Origin of the sequence: Evansella clarkii (assembly GCF_002019695.1) — a bacterium.
GTDB classification, from domain to species: domain Bacteria; phylum Bacillota; class Bacilli; order Bacillales; family Salisediminibacteriaceae; genus Evansella; species Evansella clarkii.
Genome location: NZ_KV917376.1, coordinates 2,021,251 through 2,039,120, shown reverse-complemented (window position 1 = coordinate 2,039,120; position 17,870 = coordinate 2,021,251). Strand labels below are relative to the sequence as shown.

The following is a 17,870-nucleotide window of genomic DNA, read 5'->3' as shown; positions in this document are numbered from 1 at the left end:
TTTCTAAACATATTTATTATAAAACTATTATTGTGAACAAATATTGAACGACTTTTTGATATCTTTAAGTTTTTCGGAATATTGCCATATCATTTTTAATTTTTCTTAAGGTACGTTAAACTATAAAAAAATACTAAATAATCCAGTAAAGGAAGTGATTCAGTGGCTGCACACTTTTCTGATTTAAAAGATATGTTTATCAGAACAAGGGAAGCGATAAATGATTTTATGGCAATCCTCACCCCCAGGATCGAAAATGCAAAAGACGACCATGAACGGCTTTATTACCATCATATTTACGAAGAAGAAGAACAGCGGCTCGACCGTCTGAATGCTTTAATTCCAAAGCTCGATTTCTATATTGATAATGACGGGGCAAGATCCGCCGATAACCTGGAATTTGTCCGCTTACTTCAGGATATAAGTCTTGAAAAATTCGGGCTGCATAACTTCCTGGAGCATCTGGATTTAGCATTATTTTCTTTTAAAGAAACTGAACACGCGGAAAACCTCACCCGCATGAGGAACATTACCGCTGACGATTACCAGTCGATAAAACCTATCTTAAATACTTTAAACGAAGAATTTGATGGAGCTGCTGCTGCCGCCGGCTCTGTACCTACAGATGAAAAAGAAGATGTTGCTGAACATCTGAAAATTGAAAAATATACTTCTTCAGCTTCCGGAGCTCATCCAGAAAAACACCAAAAGGAAGCTGCTGTTTCCAGCAGCAGTAAACCTGCAAAGAGACTCACAGTCGGAAGCCTGAAAAATATTTAGGAGGTAATATAATGGACAAAGTTCAAAAATTCCACGATTCCCCACTTACAAACAAAGAATGGCAGATGCTTGATGAGACAGTAGTTGAAAATGCCCGACGCAATCTGATTGGGCGCCGGTTTATTGATATATACGGTCCTCTTGGACAAGGCGTGCAATCAGTAATAAATGATATATACGAAGAATCCGAACAGGGAAGCCTCAGCCTTCATGGGGAAGAACTGGACACCTCAGACTCCACTAAAAGAGTTCATTTGACAATTCCCCTGCTTTATAAAGACTTCCAGCTTTTCTGGCGTGATATTGAACAGGCAAGAACACTGGATATACCAATTGATTTCTCCCAGGCAGCAAATGCAGTTACTCAGTGCTCCCTGCTGGAAGATGACCTGATTTTTAACGGCTCGGAGGAATTTAATATTCCAGGGCTGTCTAATGTTAAAGGCCATTTAACTCACGTAAGGTCTGATTGGCTTAAATCCGGCAACGCTTTTAAAGACATTGTGGATGCCCGCAACAAGCTTTTGCAGATGGGACATAACGGGCCTTACGCTTTAGTGCTTTCACCAGACCTCTACGCTCTTCTTCACCGTGTTCATGAAGGGACGAACGTACTGGAAATCGAGCATGTCCGGGAATTAGTTACCGATGGGGTGTTCCAGTCTCCAGTCCTGAAAGAAAACTCAGGGTTACTGATAGCTACAGGCCGCCATAACCTAGACCTGGTCATCGCTGAAGACATGGACTCCGCTTATATGGACGTTGAAAATATGAATCATTTATTCAGGATTTACGAATGTATCGTCCCAAGGGTTAAACGCCCAAGTGCGATTTGTACTTTAGAGAACCCTGAACATAATTAATCGGGCCAAAACTTATCCCCTTTTGAAAATTCAAAAGGGGATTTTGTTTTAAGCTATTTTCACCACTTCATTATTGAACATCGTCATAAACTCATAGCTTAATTCCTGTTTTTCGTTAATCAGCACATCGCTGCCGATGTCTTCAATAATAAGTTTCGCTTCTTCTACAAAAGGTTTCGTGAAAGCTCCTTGGTCTCCTTTTGCAAGGCATTTTAAGTAACGCATTTTTTCTTTTATTTTTATTTCTTTAAAGTAGTGGTTTTTCATATCTTTAATTTTTTTGTGTGCTGGTGATTTAATCATGCTTATGTCATTCACATGGACGATAATATGTGAGCCATCATTGGCGACAATAGCGGCAGTATAAAAAATTCCGCCTGAGTAATCAATATTTGTAAAAACAGGGTTTTTATAAATCTCACCGTTTTTAAGCTGTACTTCTTCAGCCTCTATAACTCCACCGATTTTTCTCTCGTTTTCAATTACAGTATAAAAATCTTTGTAGCCGTTGATAAAATAACTCATTTACACCCCTCCATACAATGAGAATAATTTTCATTATCATTGATATCCATTCTCATCATAAAGTATGCAGAAAGGTTCGTCAATACTGTTTTCTGTAAATTCAAACGTTTGTCACAATCGGTTTATATTAATTATAAATAAGTTAGTTGCATTCTACTACAGACTGGCATGCCAGCCGGAAGCCAGGGATCTTTTTCTTCTTTAGTGTTTCTTTTTCCTGGTCTGTCTTACCTGCCAGGCAATGTTCTCCTTTAATTATCTTCACCGCGCATTTTCCGCACGTCCCTGCTCTGCATTTAAAATTGACTGGTTTATTAAGCTTTAAAGCAGCATCCAGAAGAGTATGATTAGCTTCGGAAGCCGAAATTGTATATACCTTATTGTTTTGGGTAAAAGTTATTGTTTTCGGCTCTGTTTTAACTATTCCCTTGATGCTTTTCGCAGAATAATTTTCCTGCTGCTTAACGGCAGCTACTGTGTCGTTAGAAGCGCCTGTCATATTTTTTTCAGGTTTTCTATCCTTTAGCGATCCAACCGTAAGTTTTTTTGTTCGCACCGTATTCCTCCCTTCGTCATTCATTGACCCCTTATTATTGGTCCTTCCGTTTTTTATAACATATATTATATTTGATTATTCAGTCAACTGCACAATGTAGTAAATGCCCCAAGCTGGTTTAACTCTTAATGAAAAAGGAATAATAAACTAAAGTACCTCTGGGAGGGATTTAATATGGGCAGTAAAGGACACACACATGAAGAGCACGAGCATCAGCACAGTATTGCATGCGGACACACGAAAATCAGGCATGACGACCACATTGATTATGTTCACGATGGCCACCTTCATCATGAAAGTAATGGTGAATGGAAAGAATGCGCGCTTCCCGTAAACGGGGAAAATCCTGATGAATGCCAGCCTGTAGCTTGCGGATGTAATCATGAGGAAGACTGTGGTCATGAACTTGTTCCACACGGCGACCATTACGACTATCTGGTAAACGGCCGGCTGCATCATCCCCATGGTGATCATTGTGATGACCACGGTCCGGTGGAAATTGTTAAAGTGCAGTAATTAATAAAGAACTCCTGAGGGTGGAGGACACCTCAGGAGTTCTTTTCTTTTCAGCTATGTGTAAAAGCAGGCAGAGGATCTTTTAAACCAGACCAGTTTTCAGCCATTTCTTCATCTGTTAAAAGGCATTTATCAAGCGATGCTTCTACTTCCTTCTCGTTCATATCTATTCCGATCATTACAAGCTCTGTTGTCCGGTCACCATACACTGGATCCCATTTTTCCAGGAGCTCCGGCTCTGCTCTTAATGTCTGTTCCCTTTCCTCTTCAGGATACGCTGCAACCCACTCGCCAGCTGCCTGGATTGTTAATGAAGATCCTGCCTGGGAAAGAAGGCCCGCCATGTCATTCCGGCTGGCAAGCCAGAAAAAACCTTTTGCTCTTACAACATCACGGGGCCAGTCTTCCAGCCATTGCATCCACCTTTCCGGGTGAAACGGTCTCTTTCTTCTGTACACAAACGAACTGATTCCGTATTCATCTGTTTCAGGTATATGTTCTTCATTTAATTCCTTAATCCAGCCAGCTGACTGGCTCGATTTCTCAAAATCTAACAGGTTTGTGTCCATAATTTTTTCAAGTGGTATTTCAGAAAAGCTGCTTTCCAGGATTAAGGCCTCTGCATTAAATTTTCTCAGTACTGCTTTAAGCTCCTTCACATCATCTGCCCCGACTAAATCTGTCTTGTTCAGAATAAGAACATTTGCGAATTCAATCTGGTCAATAAGCAGGTCTACAACTTCTCTTTGATCAGTTTCGTCATTCGCCTCTTTACGATCCAGCAGTGATTCGCCGGAGGCATAATCCTCCCAGAATCGGTTAGCATCCACGACTGTTACCATTGTGTCTAGACGGCACAATTCAGGAAGATTAATTCCAAGCTCTTCATCGATATATGTAAATGACTGGGCTACAGGCACAGGTTCTGAAATCCCAGTAGATTCAATGACAATATAATCAATATTTCCAGAATGTACGAGCCTTTCCACTTCCTGAATCAAGTCTTCTCTTAGGGTACAGCAGATACATCCGTTTTGCAGTTCAACCAGCTTTTCATCTGTCCGGGTAAAACCACCTTGTTTTATCATTGAGGCATCTATATTTATTTCACTCATGTCATTTACAATTACCGCAACTTTCCTGTTCTCTTTATTAGCGAGTATATGGTTAAGCAATGTTGTTTTACCAGATCCTAAATAGCCGCTTAATACTGTTACTGGCACTCTGTTTTCCATATTAAAAACTCCTTAAATTTCTTTTAGATTATACTGGCTGCAATCCTTTCTGCAGCTTTTCTTGCACCGGCTATATTTCTCGACACAGGCCCAATCTCCAGTTCTGCCAGCGGACCGGACACATATAAATGATCACACCATTCCAATGACTTTTTTACGATTGGATATCCACAATTCGCGCATTTTAACTGCTGCTCATTTATTAGTTGACGCAGCCACCCTCTGTCCGGGAGAGAAGGATTAAATCCAGTAGCAAGTATAACTGTACCTGCTTTTATCGCATCTCCGGTTTTAAAATGGAGCACTATTTTATCTGCTTTCTCTTCTGCAAGCACTGCCTCCCCGTCTCTTACAGCCAGTTTATTGTTTTTTGTCAGCCGTTTGATGTTACAGAAGAGCTCTCGCGGAATAGATCCTTTATTTCTGGCATTCTGAATTAATGCACGGCGCTTATCGTAATCCTCAATCTTTGAATAACAGGATAATTTCTTTGGCCCAAGCCAGCCAGGGTCACTATCAAAAGAGTGCACTCTGAACGGATGTCTTTTAACCAAAGTAACCTCTCCGGGAAACAGTCCGGCAAGCTTAATAGCTGAGTGAGCTGCGGTTATTCCTCCGCCTATTACCACTGCAGGCAATTTAATATCCTCCAGTTTTCCCAGTCTTTCTTCAAACACATGGTACATATTTTTCTTTTCCCTATAAAATTGTTCCGCCCAGTCTGGAATCGAAAGCTGCCTGTTAATGCTCACAGCAATAACTATATTTCTGGATAAAATCTCCCTGCCTGCTTCTGTTTGAATAAGCCATATATTTTCAAGTTTCGTTACCTGCCCCACTGTACCGGTATGCCAAGACTCTAAAATTTCCTGACTTTCAATAACCTTGCTGCAGTGTTCGTTAAACAAATCCAGAGAGGGCCTGTCATACTGCCCGTAAAAACCTCTCTCCTCTTTTAATTGTGATGAGTAGTTATGGAGACTCATAGGATCCACATCAATGTGGTGGACTGAAGGAGAACGTAGAAACTCCATACCTATTTTCTCTGTGTTTCTCCTCCATTCGTACATTGGTTCCGGATGCGGGTCAATAATTAACAGCTTCTCTCTCGTTGTTTTACCGTTCTTCAGTAGAAAATTTGCTACTGTACAGCCATGTATCCCGCCCCCAATAATTACCCAGTCGAACAAATTAATTCCCCCTTGCTACTTAAATCGTAACTATTACGATTTGTATTGTAGTTTAATTCAAAAATAAATGCAATATTTTTATTTAACAAAAAGCAAAAAGCATTTTATAATCTCTCGTATTTTGTGGTGTCGAACGTATATACAACCATCAACAAATCAGCACATTTCCTGAACAAGCACATACTGTACCCTGTATTTTTCTGTAACAAAAGATTGTTTTATAGAGAAGAATTGAATATTGGTACAAAAGTAATTTTATTGTATATAATACAACAAATAAGTTTACTTAAGGAAACTTATTTTCCATAAGCAAAAGTATCGAAAGGCGGAGCTCAGTATGGGGAAAACATTAGCTGTATTATTCAGTGTCCTTTTAACTTCATCAATTTCAAGAGCTAAGAAAACAATGATCAACAAAATAAAGTGAAGAATTTATTTAAGCACAAAAAATCCTCTGCTGGATTGCAGAGGATTTTCAATGCTATTCAATTATTCGCATTACCCGGCCATTGAATGTTTCCGCCCAGTAACCGCTGGACATATCAGCCACAGCTACTCCCGTAGAGCTCTGTGATCCGATAAATTTGTTTCCGCCAAGATATATGCCTACATGACCGTCTGTTTTATAAGTATTAAAGAATACAAGATCGCCTGGTTTAGCTTCACTGAATGAGACCCTGCGCCCCTGGTTCTTTTGCTGGTCTGTGCTCGCTCCAAGACTGATTCCTGCCTGAGAGAAAGCCCAGCGTGTAAAACCTGAACAGTCAAATCTTCCATTTCTTACATCGTAATCTGTACGGCCGCCACCAAATACATAAACAGAGTTGCCAATATAACGGTTACCCGCGTTTATTACAGTATTAATTTTGTCGCTGCCACTTCCACTTGAGCTCGAGGAGCTTCCTGAAGAAGTGCTGCTGGACGATGTCTTAGTAGTGGCAGACTCCGAGCTTGTACCGGAATTTGAATTCGACGAACTATTTGAGCTGTTGCTGGATTCGGAAGAACTCTGGGATTGACTTGAAGAGCTTGATGATGAGTCATTGCCAGAATTGGAATTAGAGCTGGCCGCCGCCTGAGCAGCTTCTGCTGCTGCCGCTTCTTCAGCCTGACGCTGTTCTTCTTCTTCACGCTCTCTTTCAAGTTCTCTTTGTCTCTCAAGTTCTCTTTCCTGTCTGATTCGTTCTCTTTCCTGCTCAATTTCTTCTCTAATATCAGCTTCAAGTCCGGCAAGTTCGCCGTCCCTGTCAATCAGCTGCTGCATTAGTTGTTCTGTCTGTCTTTCTTTCTTCTCAAGTTCTTTGATTAATTCATCGTTCTGGTTTTTCTGGTCAAGGAGGTGATGCTCCATTCCTTTTAGCTCCGTCATCATTTCCTGCAGTTCAGCCAGTTTACCTTCCACAGACTCCTGTTTTTCAGCAAGCTCTGTTTTTAGTTCATGGTGTCTTTCAAGGAAATCTGCATCTGCTTTAGCAATTTGGGAGAGAGACATTACCCTCTCAAGAAAATCGCCAAAATCCTGTGATCCGAGAATTACTTCCAGATAGTCGATGCTTGTCCCGTTTTTCTGGTACGCTGAAGCTCTTTCTTTAAGAAGCTCATTTCTCGCTTCAATTTCTTCAACAAGTTCTTCAATATTCTCTTCAAGCTCTGCTACCTCTTCTTCTGCAGCATCAATTTCCTCTTTTGTTTCTGCAATTAACTCCTGGTTATCGGCGATTGCTTCTTCCACTCGTTTGATCTGTTCATTCAGATCTTCCATCTCGTTTAATACTTCAGCCAGTTCTTCTTCAGCTTCTGATAAATCAGACTGTATTTCCGTCCGCTCTTCCTGTATCTCGTTTTGTCTGTTCTCTAAGTCTTCTACGGATTCAGCAAAAACAGAGGAAGCTGAGAATAAAGTTCCCGTTCCTAACAGCAGTACTAAACCTGACGCTAATAGTTTCTTTTTAAGCACTTTCTTCCCCACTTTCCATAAACCGTCTGTACTGCAAAAAATATGTATTATGTATGTATATCTGTTTTAGTAATGCAGCAGTATGGTAAATTAGTAAACTAATATTATATGTATATATACTGACTACTTACATAGTCAATTAGTAGTATATCAGTGGTAAATGACAAAAATATTATAGAAATGTTACAGTTTCATTTCAAAACGACAGAATTTTTACTAAATACCTCCGTCGAAACTTGGTATTTTTTAGCTAATCAGGTTAAAAATGCACTTATACCGCCAGAAAAAGCACTTTCCTATTCTGAAAAGCGCTTTCTTCGCTATGCTGCTAATTTACCATTTTTTCAAATAAATTTTTTCTGTAAATTCCACTTTTTTATTTTGAAATTCGTCTTTTGGGAAGCACCGAACGACATCTCCTTGTTTTCAGGATCAGGATAAAAACGGGCTGTAAAAGTTTCTTCCCCTTCATTCACGAAAACTTCTGCAGATGAGGTATCCAAAAACAGTCGTAATGAGCTAAGTAATGCAAGCTTGCATTGTCTTTTCTCAACAATTCCATTCGTATAACTCTTTCGCTCCAGAGTAAGAATTTTTTCGTTGGCAGAATACACGAGGCGGGCATTTCCCCTTATCGAGATTTCAAACCACCCTTCTGATACCTCTATATCCTCGATCAGTAATTCAACTGCCTTCCCGAGTACGCCATTAAAGGCAACAGTTTCGTTGTTAAGTTCAGCCGTATACTCCACTGCCTCCCCTTCCCTTAATGCTTCCAGCTCCCGGACCGGCTGCTGATAAACTTTGCCGTTATTCAATGTCAGCTCTCTTGGGAGAGTCATATTATGAAGCCACTTATAATCTGTAGTAGGGTGGTCCTGCTCGTTTTGGTCGGGGACGCTCATCCAGGCAAACAAGAGCCTTCTTCCTGTAATATCCTCTGTTGTCTGAGGCGCATAAAAATCAAATCCCCGGTCAAGCTCATCAAATTCCCCATGGGTATATTCCCCCGTCTCAGGGTTGAATTCTCCAGTTACATATCCGGCCTGATAAACATTTTGGTACTTCATCCCCTCTGTTTCAAGGCCTTGCGGGGAAAAGATCAGAATATCTTTATCAGAAAGACGGAACAAATCGGGACATTCGAACATATAACCGAAATTCTTAAGTTTTCCTGTGCCTCCACCCGCAATAATTCCTTTATGTTCCCAGTCTGTCAGGTTTTCCGAACTGAATAAAGCAGCAGCGCCTTTCAGATCAGCAGTCTGAGCACCTACCACCATAAAATACTTTCCGTCCTGCTTCCAGACTTTAGGGTCCCTGAAATGGGCTGTGTATCCTTTTGGCAGTTCAAGAACTGGTCCTTTTTTATCAAAGTGCAGTCCGTCCTCTGATACTGCCAGGCATTGGTATGTTTCTCTGTTCCCATCTTCATCCTTTACATTTCCTGTGTAAAAAACATAAAGTTTCCCATCACGTTCTATTGCACTTCCGGAATAGCAGCCATTCTTTTCAAACCATTCCGAAGGGGCTAAGGCAATCTCCTCATGTTTCCAGTTCACAAGATCGCTGGAAGAATAATGGCCCCAGAACTTAGCGCCATGATCTGTTTTAAAGGGCATCCACTGATAATAAAGATGGTACTTCCCTCCAAACTGGATAAACCCATTCGGATCGTTGAGCAATCCAGCAGGGGGCATAATATGGTAATGAAGCCGGTACGGATCCTGCTCCGCTATCTGTTTATTTTTGTTAACTGTTTCTACAGCTTCCCGTCTTAATTGTTCATCACGATTCATTATTGCTGCCGCCCTTTCTTTTCGAGATGTTCGTTCACTTCTTCAAGGCCGGGAAGTGCTGTCATAGCTCCCTTTGTGGACGCGGCAAGAGCTCCGGAGACGGAAGCGAATTCAGCCATTTCTGCCGCGTTTTCTATAGTCAGCGATTGAATGCTTCCTTCAAATTCATTTAATGAATAAAGCATCCCGGAAACAAAGGCATCGCCTGCTCCCGTTGTATCAACAGCTTTTACAGCCATTGCGTCCACATGTGCTTTACCTTCCGCTGTAAAAACATAACTTCCTTCCGCTCCCAAAGTCACAACAATTAAAGGTATGTTATATTCCTTTAGCTTGTCTGCTCCTTTTTCAATAGAGTGTTCACCAGTGATAAATTCCAGTTCTTCTTCTGATATTTTCAGGAAATCTGTTTTGTCCAGCATAGAAACAATCGTCTCACGGGCTTCATTTTCTGATTCCCAGAGTCCTAACCGAAGATTTGGATCATAGGATACGAGCATCCCTTTTTGCTTAGCCAGCTGTACTGCATGCTGGGTAGCTTCTTTCGCGGGGCTGCTGATCATTGAAATGGAACCAAAATGAAGGATCTTGTTATCATTAAAAACCGACTCAGAAATCTCATCAGCATGAAGGAAACGGTCCGCACTGGGATTGATATAAAAATCGAAGCTTCGTTCACCATCAGCTGTATTAGTTACAAATACAACACCGGTCCGTACATCATCTGTTAAAAACATATGGTCCGTGTTCACCTTGTATTTTGCAAGGGTTTCCTTAAGAAACTTCCCTAAAACATCGTTACCCACTTTTCCGATAAAAGCTGACTTTGCCCCTAACCTTGCAATGCCGACTGCCACATTAGCAGGTGCTCCCCCCGGGCTCTTCTGGTAATTATTATTTTCCTGGTCAAGGGGAATGAAATCTATTAGTGCTTCTCCTAAAGAGATGATCCCTTTTTTCAAAACAAATTCCTCCTAAATAAGGTTTTCTATCATTATCACCTATGAGGGTGAAAATACAAAAAACAAATCCCTGCCAGCAGAAGTTTCACACTGACAGAGGATTTGCATGTTAAAATTCAGTTATTTATTAGGCTCATCCTTCCAGCCTAATAAGAGAGTCGCCCCGAAAGCACCTGCAACAGCGATCAGGAATCCAATACCGTAATTTAACGGATCCTGTGCAATTGCAAACATTGGTACACCAGTCAGTCCTATACCATTAGCCATTACCTGAGTAAAGACCACATATGCCCCGCCGAGAGCACCACCGATAGCAGCGCCGATGAACGGACGGCGATGTTTCAGGTTAACCCCGAAAATTGCAGGCTCTGTTACACCAAGGAAAGCAGAAACAGCAGCTGGCATTGCAACTTCTTTTGTTTTCTTATTTTTTGTTCTGGTGAAAACAGCTAATGTAGCTCCACCTTGCGCTACGTTCGCCATTGCCCAGATAGGGAGCAGATAGTTTCCGCCGATCTGAGCAAGGATTTCCGCTTCGATTGCATGGAAGCTGTGATGCACACCAGTCAGAACAATTGTTGAGTACAATCCTCCAAAGATCAGACCCGCAATCGGTCCTGCCGTATCATAGAGGAATCCAAGCGCTCCCGTAATACCGTTACCAAGCGCCCTGCCAAGAGGCCCGATAACTAACAGTGCAAAGAAACCAGTTAAAACAACAGTTAAGAATGGAGTCAGAAGCAGATCTACTATATTTGGTATTACCTTGCGCAATGCTTTTTCGATTTTAGACATAAAGTATACAGTCAGTAATACAGGAATCACAGTACCCTGGTATCCAAGCATTTCAACACCAAATCCGAAAAAGTCAAGCGTCTCAGGCTGTGCATCAGAAAGCCCCCAAGGATTCAGGAGAGCCGGATGAACCATAATTCCCCCGACAACTGCTCCTAAAAACGGATTTCCGCCAAATTCTTTCGCAGCACTGTAACCGATTAATATTGGCAGAATAATAAATGCAGCCGATGAAAACATATCCAGCATTACAAAGAGGGCGCTTTCAGGATCCACCCAGTTGTAAGTATTCATCAGGCCAAGGAGCCCCATAAGCATACCTGAAGCTACAATCGCCGGAATTATTGGCACAAAAATATTTGAAAGTGTTCTTGCAAATCGGGCAAACGGATTCATTTTTTTATTCGCTGCTTCTTTATGAGCATCGGATGCTTCTTTATCTCCTTCGCTAATTCCAGCCAGAGGGGCAAAGTGAGTAAATACTTTATTTACTGTTCCTGTTCCGAAAATGACCTGAAACTGGCCTGAGCTGGAAAAGGCTCCCTTCACTCCGTCCAGTTCTTCAATAGCGGCTTTGTCCACTTTGCCTTCATCTTCGATAACAAGGCGAAGACGTGTAGCGCAGTGAGCACCGCTGAGAATATTATCTTCTCCTCCTAAAAGAGGTACAAGCTGTTCAGCAACATCTTTATGATTCATTGTTTTGTTTCCTCCTGTGTTGAATTTTTCAAGGGAACTGCCCTGGAGAAAACAAAAAAGACCTAAAATATATAAAGTACACATAGGTAGGTCAAAATAGAGATCTGCCTATGTCTCCTTACACATTTTAGGTCTTGCCTGCTATACCAGTAACAATCCCGCACTATTAATTTTTACTGTCCTTAGTTTACATTATGAAAGCGTTGTCGTCAACAGGTATATACAAATTTTATCCTGGTGAGATTTACTAACTGATCAGCCGCTGCAAATGAAGAGCAATGTACGCTTTCTCAGAATCAGGAAAGTCGATTCCATATTCCTCCTTCAATAAATCTGCTGATTTTTTTGCGCAGCTGTATGCTCTGTCGTATTTTGTCTGGATGAGTAACAGCATATCTTCATCTATCGGTTCAAAGTCGCTTCCTTCTTCTATCCGATTGAGCGCAAATCGTAAATGGGTGACCAGCCGCTGGTAGTTAATGCTTTCCTCATCGATTGTTATGCTGAGCTCTTCCTCGATAAGCCTGACGAAATCATGCAAAATCGTTGCCCTTTTCATCGTCTCAGCCATAGCCGGCGCATCAATTTTTGCGGTATGAATATGGAGAGCGATGTGAGCAGCTTCATCATCAGGAATTTCTACTCCGAGCTCTTTTTTTATTTCTTCTTTCGCCCAGATACCAACTTCATACTCTTTTTTATAAAGAAATTTAATTTCATGTGTCAGTTTATTTTTTATAGGAATCCCTTGCCCCAGCCTTTCAAGGGCAAAAGAAAGGTGGTCTGTGAGCGCGATATGAATATGGTCATTTAAGGGAACTTGCAGATGCCCCTCGGCAAAACTTATAATCTTTTCTGCTATTTCAATATGCTTTTCGGGCAGAGTTGCAAGCAGCTGCTGAAACTTTTCTGATGAATTGCCATGCAGGACAAAGATTTTTTCTATTTTATTTTTAGGAATGATATCATTCTTTCTTTTTTGAAAAGCAATACCATTCCCCATAACTATTTTTTCCTCCGGGCCGTCTACGACGACAACCGCATTATTGTTCAAAATCCTGAATATACGCATAACGGTCCTCCATCAACGTAATACAATTAATATTACCACGAAAGGGCTTCAGCATAACAAATGCCCTAGCACAGGTCAATTACTCCGTCCTGACCTGGTTGTTTTATTTGTGAAAGTGTGTAAGGCTGGTATATATCGCCAATATTAGTTTTAAAGAATTTTTTAAGTTAAAACACCTTCAGGAAATATTCCATGAAAGTGTCCCATTCTCCTTCAGCTGTGAAGAGCTTCCGCTGACTTAACAAGCTCTTCCATTAATTGCTCTGCCGGCATCGTTTTTTCTCCTCCCCCCTGAGCAAAGGAGCCCTTTCCGCCGCCTCTGCCATTAATAAGCGGTAATACTTCCTTTATTAGGTGATTCATATTTATTCCCGCATTGTCGCTTCCGGCACAGACAACTTGCAGTTTGCCGCCAGTTTCATTGACCAGGATAACAACAATATCATTTCCTTCGGCGGCAGCAAGTTTAGCCAGCTGCTGTAAATCTGTAATCAGCCGTTCCTGGAATACAGCCTGGATTAATCTTAGGCTCTTAAAGTTTCTCGCATTCTTTACTAAGTCAACTGCTTCAAATTCCACGAGCTGTTTTTTCACCTCAGCAATTGTTTTTTCATAGTCTTTATTTTGCTGCAAAAGTTTTTTAGCCGCTGACTCCAACTCTTCCTGAGGGGAGTTCAGTATGTCTGTTAATCCTTGAACAGCCTTATGTTTTTCGTGTAACTGATCCAGCACTCTTTGCCCGCAGACAAAGGAGACACGAATTTTCTTCTTCTCTTTTTCCCAGTGGAGGATTTTAAGAGCATTCGCCTGCCCTGTCGAATCAGGATGAGTACCACCGCATCCGTTATAATCAAAGTCCGGTATTATCACAAGGCGAATATCTCCCGGGACGGCAACATCCTTCCTGAGACGATAGTCTGGCAGTTCTTCTTCTGTGATCCATTTAGTCTTTACAGGACGGTCCTCCAGAATGATTTTGTTCGCGAGCTTCTCAGCCTCCACCGCCTCTTCCTCTGCTAATTGAACAGTCTCCAGGTCAATAGTGCAAACCTCCTTGCCTAAATGAAAACTGACCGTTTTATAACTAAAGGCCTCTTCAAATGCCGCGGACAAAATATGCTGGCCTATGTGCTGCTGCATATGGTCGAACCGGCGCTCCCAGTCGATTTCTCCAATACATTCATTATTTATTAATTCAACCGCCGTCACTGTATAATGGCGGATTTCTCCGTCCACCTCTTCTACGTCCTGAACATTGACTCCATTCAGTGTCCCTGTATCATGAGGCTGTCCTCCTCCTGTGGGATAAAAGGCCGTTTCTTCAAGCACTATGTAAGGACGCCCGTTCTCATCCTCATCTTGTTTCAAGACCTTTGATGAAAAAGAACGAGTATATTGATTATCATAGTAAAGTTTCTTCGTTTCCAATTCCTTCACACTCCAATGAAAGTAATATCTTTCTATAGCATAACGTGAAAGCTGAAGTTGAGCAAAAAGCAGAAAAAACACTTAGAATTTCTAAGTGTTTTTTCAATGACTTTCAGGGCAGCCTGAGACTGGAAAATTTCATGATTAAAAATTAAATAAGCTCAGCAATCTCTGGAGCCAGTTCGTTTGCTGGACTTCCACCTCTGCATCTTCTTTTTTATTCAATTCATTATTTTCCTCTTCAATCTCAGACGGATCCTCAAGTGGAATTAATTCTTTTTCCAGCAGCACGGAGCCGTCGTCTCCCCGCACCACAAGAAAGTCCTCGTCTACTTCTTTTTCCATAGTAGTATCGGCTGCGAGTGTGACGTAAGCATTTGCACCAAGCTGATACTCTTGGCCATCAGTACTTTCGAATACTTTGTCTTCCCCAATTTCTCCCGTATAATAATTGGCAAACCCATAATCAAGCAGCTTTCCTGTATCATCATAAGAAATTTCCGCCGTTGGAGCCTTTAAAGTTACAGCGATTAACTCGGTACCTTCCTTTTCCGCTGAGGTAACCAGTGTAAAGCCTGCCTGGGATACGAATCCATTTTTAACTCCGGTGGTACCTTCATAATCCCATAACAATCGATGGTGATTATAAATCGTAGTTTCCCAGCCTTCTCCATTCCACTCCATCTCTTTTGTTCCGGCAATCTCTTTGAACGTTTCATTTTGCATCGCATACTTCGCAATTATCGCCATATCATAGGCTGTTGTATAATGATCTGCATGATACAGACCGTGAGGGTTTGTAAAATTAGAGTTCTCTGCGCCTATCTCTTCCCTTACAAACTGATTCATTTTTGCAGCAAATTCCTCTTCACTGCCAGCAATATGTTCCGCAATCGCTGTCCCGGCATCATTTCCTGAATTAATCATCAACCCCTGCACGAGACGCTCCAGGTATACTACTTCGTCTTCAACTAAATAAACCCTTGTCCCGTCAGTTGTTGTGGCGTTTTCACTAACAGTTACAGTTTCCAGCAAGTTCCCTTGCTCAATTGCGATAATAGCAGTGACAATTTTGGTTATACTCGCCGGATACATTTTCTGTTGCGCGTTTTTTTCGTATAGAACCTGTCCTGACTTCCCATCAATTAAAATTGCCGCTTCGCTGGTAAGCTGCGGGGAAGATGCCTGGTGTGCATGTACTGAAAAATGGCTTGCTGTAAAAAAAGCAATAGCGGTAATTAGCATTAAATGCATTATTTTCTTCATTTATTCGGCTGCCCCTCCTGTAATAGTGGTAGAATATTCCTGGTATTCTCCTGTCCGTTCTTCTAATACTTTTTTCGGAGAAAAACAGGATTTTTTGTACCATTATAGAGTTTAAGGGGTAAATGTGGAGTTAGTGTGAAGATAAGAAATCTAGTTAGAATCGGAAGAGCGTATCAATACACTAAAAGATACTTTCGATATTATAATAAAGCTAATAATACTCAGTCTAGGAGGGGAAATGTTGAGAGATACAGAAGCCGCTTATCTGGCTGGAATAATTGATGGAGAGGGGTCAATCACATTAACCAGACAGCATGGTTCAGAGAATAGAAGACCTTTTATTTCAGTAGCTTCCACTGATAAAGATTTACTTATTTATATAAAATCTTTTGCTGGCGGAGTTATTAACAACAAACGAAACTATAATCCTGGAAAGCATAAAAATTCATATACTTTAACGATTAAAAAGAAAGATGAGGTTTTTACAGTCCTGAAAGAGGTTCTTCCCTATCTTCGTGTAAAAGACAAATACAGACGGGCAACTTTAATCCTGCAAACATATAATAAAGTTACTATTCGAAACGGTAAATACAATAAACAAACTCTTCAGCTTAAACTCGACTTTGAAAAGGAATTCTTTTTGTAACAGAAGAATGTACTCAGCGATAATTACCTACTTCTAGTCTGCCCTAAAGAAAAAGAAGCCTGCCTCTCAGGCAGACTAATAAGTAAAGAAAAAATAAAAAACCACCATAGATATGTATGGTGGAGACGGTGGGACGTGCACTTCCATGCTTTCGACATGGCACTGACTATATCTTGAACTTGAGCAGAATAACGCTGTTCAAGTCCCCTGGCGTATTATATGAAACATATTTTTTGCCGGACATTGTTTAGTCCTGACAGCGTTTCATATCCTAGTACTACCCTATGGGCAGCCTATAAGTCGATACACGGCTGGTGGATTGCTCCCCATACCGCTCGGGGTTGCCATACTGCTTTTTGTTAAGCAGGTTAGGTTTCTCCGATTAAGCCAGATTTTCACTTGTGTGTCACCACACAAGGCGACTATTTACTAATCGAACCCACGTCCAGAGATAACGCAACTTAAGCGTCTACGAGCGTAGTCAGTTTATTAGCATTTCGCCGCCACTTCAGCCAGCTGACAGGCTTCCGTGAGGCTATCCTGATTAATCTCTTCCTCTTGTCCTCAGGCGGTGGACGCAAGGCGTATCCCACTATAAGTGAGTCCCTGATCCTTCACATGGGCGATGAAGGGAGGAACCGCTAGCAAGCTTACGCTGCTAAAGCGAAGTCGTTTTGTTCTTTGCCAACTATAGGCGATGGGCGTTTTATACGAGGACACCCAGCTCGGCCCGCAACTCAAGCACGACCTACCCCTGTCGAATCCAGAACGTCCCCATATAAACGGCATCGAATGAACGATCACCTTATGAAGCGTTACGGATAGATCATGTTAAATCACAATGATTTATTTAATTGATGTTTCCTAACGACAATTCTTATTATAGCATATCCGCGGAAAATTTCAAGTCCTATAGAAACGTTTGTTTGCATTCCTGTGAATGTGGTGATATTCACTATTCCCGGAGATACAATTTTTAAAACTATCTGCCAAGCTGCTGATCTTTAAAGGCGCGCTGGATTTCCCTTTTTGCATCCTTCTTTTTCAGATCTTCACGCTTGTCGTATTTCTTCTTACCTTTTCCAAGGCCGATCAATGCTTTTGCAAACCCGTTCTTGATATAAATTTTTAACGGCACGAGAGTATATCCTTTTTCCCTTGTAGCACCAATAAGCTGGTTAATCTGCTTTTTATGGAGCAGCAGTTTTCTCGCCCTTTCAGGCTCATGGTTGTACCGGTTCCCCTGCTCATAAGGGCTGATATGCATATTGTGAAGCCATACTTCCCCATTACTTACCCGGGCGAAGGAATCTTTAAGATTTCCCCGGCCGTTACGAAGGGATTTAATTTCCGTTCCAGTTAAAACCATACCTGCTTCATACGTTTCTTCAATGTGGTAGTCATGCCGCGCTTTTTTATTCTGGGCAATGAGTTTTCCTTCTGTAGCCATATCCCCTGCATCCTTTCCTCTCACTCGTCCCTATATCATACCAAAAACTGGCCGCAGCTTCAATTTAACGGGCAGATGGCAGTATTTTAAAAAAAGAAGTAGTGTATTTTATAATGCTGCGCATTTATCAC

At 41.4% G+C, this 17,870-nt stretch carries 16 protein-coding genes and 1 other RNA gene; 4 read left to right on the top strand and 13 right to left on the bottom strand.

Features of this window, described 5'->3' with window-relative positions:
• Window positions 1-162: 162 nt before the first annotated feature.
• Together BK582_RS09125 and BK582_RS09120 are read left to right on the top strand one after the other, a co-directional pair.
• Entirely contained in the window at window positions 163-780 is a 618-nt protein-coding gene (locus BK582_RS09125) for an IMEF encapsulin system ferritin-like cargo protein (RefSeq protein ID WP_244895370.1), read from the top strand.
• Between the two features lie 11 nt (window positions 781-791).
• Window positions 792-1,643, top strand: a complete 852-nt coding sequence (locus BK582_RS09120; protein WP_078594489.1) for a family 1 encapsulin nanocompartment shell protein — start codon at window positions 792-794, stop codon at window positions 1,641-1,643.
• A gap of 48 nt (window positions 1,644-1,691) precedes the next feature.
• Here BK582_RS09120 and BK582_RS09115 read toward each other — a convergent pair whose 3' ends face one another.
• Together BK582_RS09115 and BK582_RS09110 are read right to left on the bottom strand one after the other, a co-directional pair.
• Window positions 1,692-2,168, bottom strand: a complete 477-nt coding sequence (locus tag BK582_RS09115) for a hypothetical protein (RefSeq protein WP_078594487.1) — start codon at window positions 2,166-2,168, stop codon at window positions 1,692-1,694.
• Between the two features lie 142 nt (window positions 2,169-2,310).
• Window positions 2,311-2,724, bottom strand: coding sequence for a 2Fe-2S iron-sulfur cluster-binding protein (locus BK582_RS09110; RefSeq protein WP_169910927.1), 414 nt, complete (start codon window positions 2,722-2,724; stop codon window positions 2,311-2,313).
• Between the two features lie 174 nt (window positions 2,725-2,898).
• Between BK582_RS09110 and BK582_RS09105 the strand changes: the two genes are divergently transcribed.
• Window positions 2,899-3,240: a hypothetical protein gene (locus BK582_RS09105; RefSeq protein ID WP_078594483.1), complete on the top strand. Its 342-nt coding sequence runs from the start codon at window positions 2,899-2,901 to the stop codon at window positions 3,238-3,240.
• Window positions 3,241-3,290: 50 nt separating this feature from the next.
• Here the strand turns inward: BK582_RS09105 and BK582_RS09100 are convergent, their stop codons facing one another.
• The 9 genes from BK582_RS09100 to BK582_RS09060 form a co-directional block, all read right to left on the bottom strand.
• Window positions 3,291-4,475 carry a GTP-binding protein gene (locus tag BK582_RS09100; RefSeq protein ID WP_078594481.1) on the bottom strand — a complete coding sequence of 395 codons (1,185 nt, stop codon included), beginning with the start codon at window positions 4,473-4,475 and terminating at the stop codon, window positions 3,291-3,293.
• A gap of 23 nt (window positions 4,476-4,498) precedes the next feature.
• Window positions 4,499-5,665 carry an FAD/NAD(P)-binding protein gene (locus BK582_RS09095; RefSeq protein ID WP_078594479.1) on the bottom strand — a complete coding sequence of 389 codons (1,167 nt, stop codon included), beginning with the start codon at window positions 5,663-5,665 and terminating at the stop codon, window positions 4,499-4,501.
• Window positions 5,666-6,146: 481 nt separating this feature from the next.
• Window positions 6,147-7,622 (bottom strand): C40 family peptidase, encoded by a 1,476-nt coding sequence (locus BK582_RS09090; RefSeq protein WP_244895369.1) that lies wholly within the window; start codon window positions 7,620-7,622, stop codon window positions 6,147-6,149.
• Between the two features lie 344 nt (window positions 7,623-7,966).
• Window positions 7,967-9,421: a glycoside hydrolase family 32 protein gene (locus BK582_RS09085; RefSeq protein ID WP_078594474.1), complete on the bottom strand. Its 1,455-nt coding sequence runs from the start codon at window positions 9,419-9,421 to the stop codon at window positions 7,967-7,969.
• Entirely contained in the window at window positions 9,421-10,383 is a 963-nt protein-coding gene (locus tag BK582_RS09080) for an aminoimidazole riboside kinase (protein WP_078594472.1), read from the bottom strand. The genes BK582_RS09085 and BK582_RS09080 overlap by 1 nt, the downstream gene beginning before the upstream one ends.
• Before the next feature lie 120 nt (window positions 10,384-10,503).
• Window positions 10,504-11,877: a sucrose-specific PTS transporter subunit IIBC gene (locus BK582_RS09075; RefSeq protein WP_078594470.1), complete on the bottom strand. Its 1,374-nt coding sequence runs from the start codon at window positions 11,875-11,877 to the stop codon at window positions 10,504-10,506.
• Between the two features lie 247 nt (window positions 11,878-12,124).
• The gene (locus tag BK582_RS09070) at window positions 12,125-12,949 is read right to left on the bottom strand and encodes a PRD domain-containing protein (protein WP_078594468.1); all 825 of its coding nucleotides are present in this window, start codon (window positions 12,947-12,949) and stop codon (window positions 12,125-12,127) included.
• Between the two features lie 213 nt (window positions 12,950-13,162).
• Window positions 13,163-14,386 carry an alanyl-tRNA editing protein gene (locus tag BK582_RS09065; protein WP_338066812.1) on the bottom strand — a complete coding sequence of 408 codons (1,224 nt, stop codon included), beginning with the start codon at window positions 14,384-14,386 and terminating at the stop codon, window positions 13,163-13,165.
• A 135-nt stretch (window positions 14,387-14,521) separates the two neighbouring features.
• Window positions 14,522-15,643 (bottom strand): D-alanyl-D-alanine carboxypeptidase family protein, encoded by a 1,122-nt coding sequence (locus BK582_RS09060; protein ID WP_078594463.1) that lies wholly within the window; start codon window positions 15,641-15,643, stop codon window positions 14,522-14,524.
• 238 nt (window positions 15,644-15,881) lie between these two features.
• Between BK582_RS09060 and BK582_RS09055 the strand changes: the two genes are divergently transcribed.
• A complete protein-coding gene (locus BK582_RS09055) occupies window positions 15,882-16,289 on the top strand; it encodes an LAGLIDADG family homing endonuclease (protein WP_169910925.1) in 408 nt (135 codons plus the stop codon).
• 430 nt (window positions 16,290-16,719) lie between these two features.
• Here BK582_RS09055 and ssrA read toward each other — a convergent pair.
• Window positions 16,720-17,057, bottom strand: a transfer-messenger RNA (tmRNA) gene (gene ssrA, locus BK582_RS09050).
• Window positions 17,058-17,271: 214 nt separating this feature from the next.
• A complete protein-coding gene (smpB, locus tag BK582_RS09045) occupies window positions 17,272-17,739 on the bottom strand; it encodes an SsrA-binding protein SmpB (protein WP_078594457.1) in 468 nt (155 codons plus the stop codon).
• Between the last annotated feature and the right edge of the window lie 131 nt (window positions 17,740-17,870).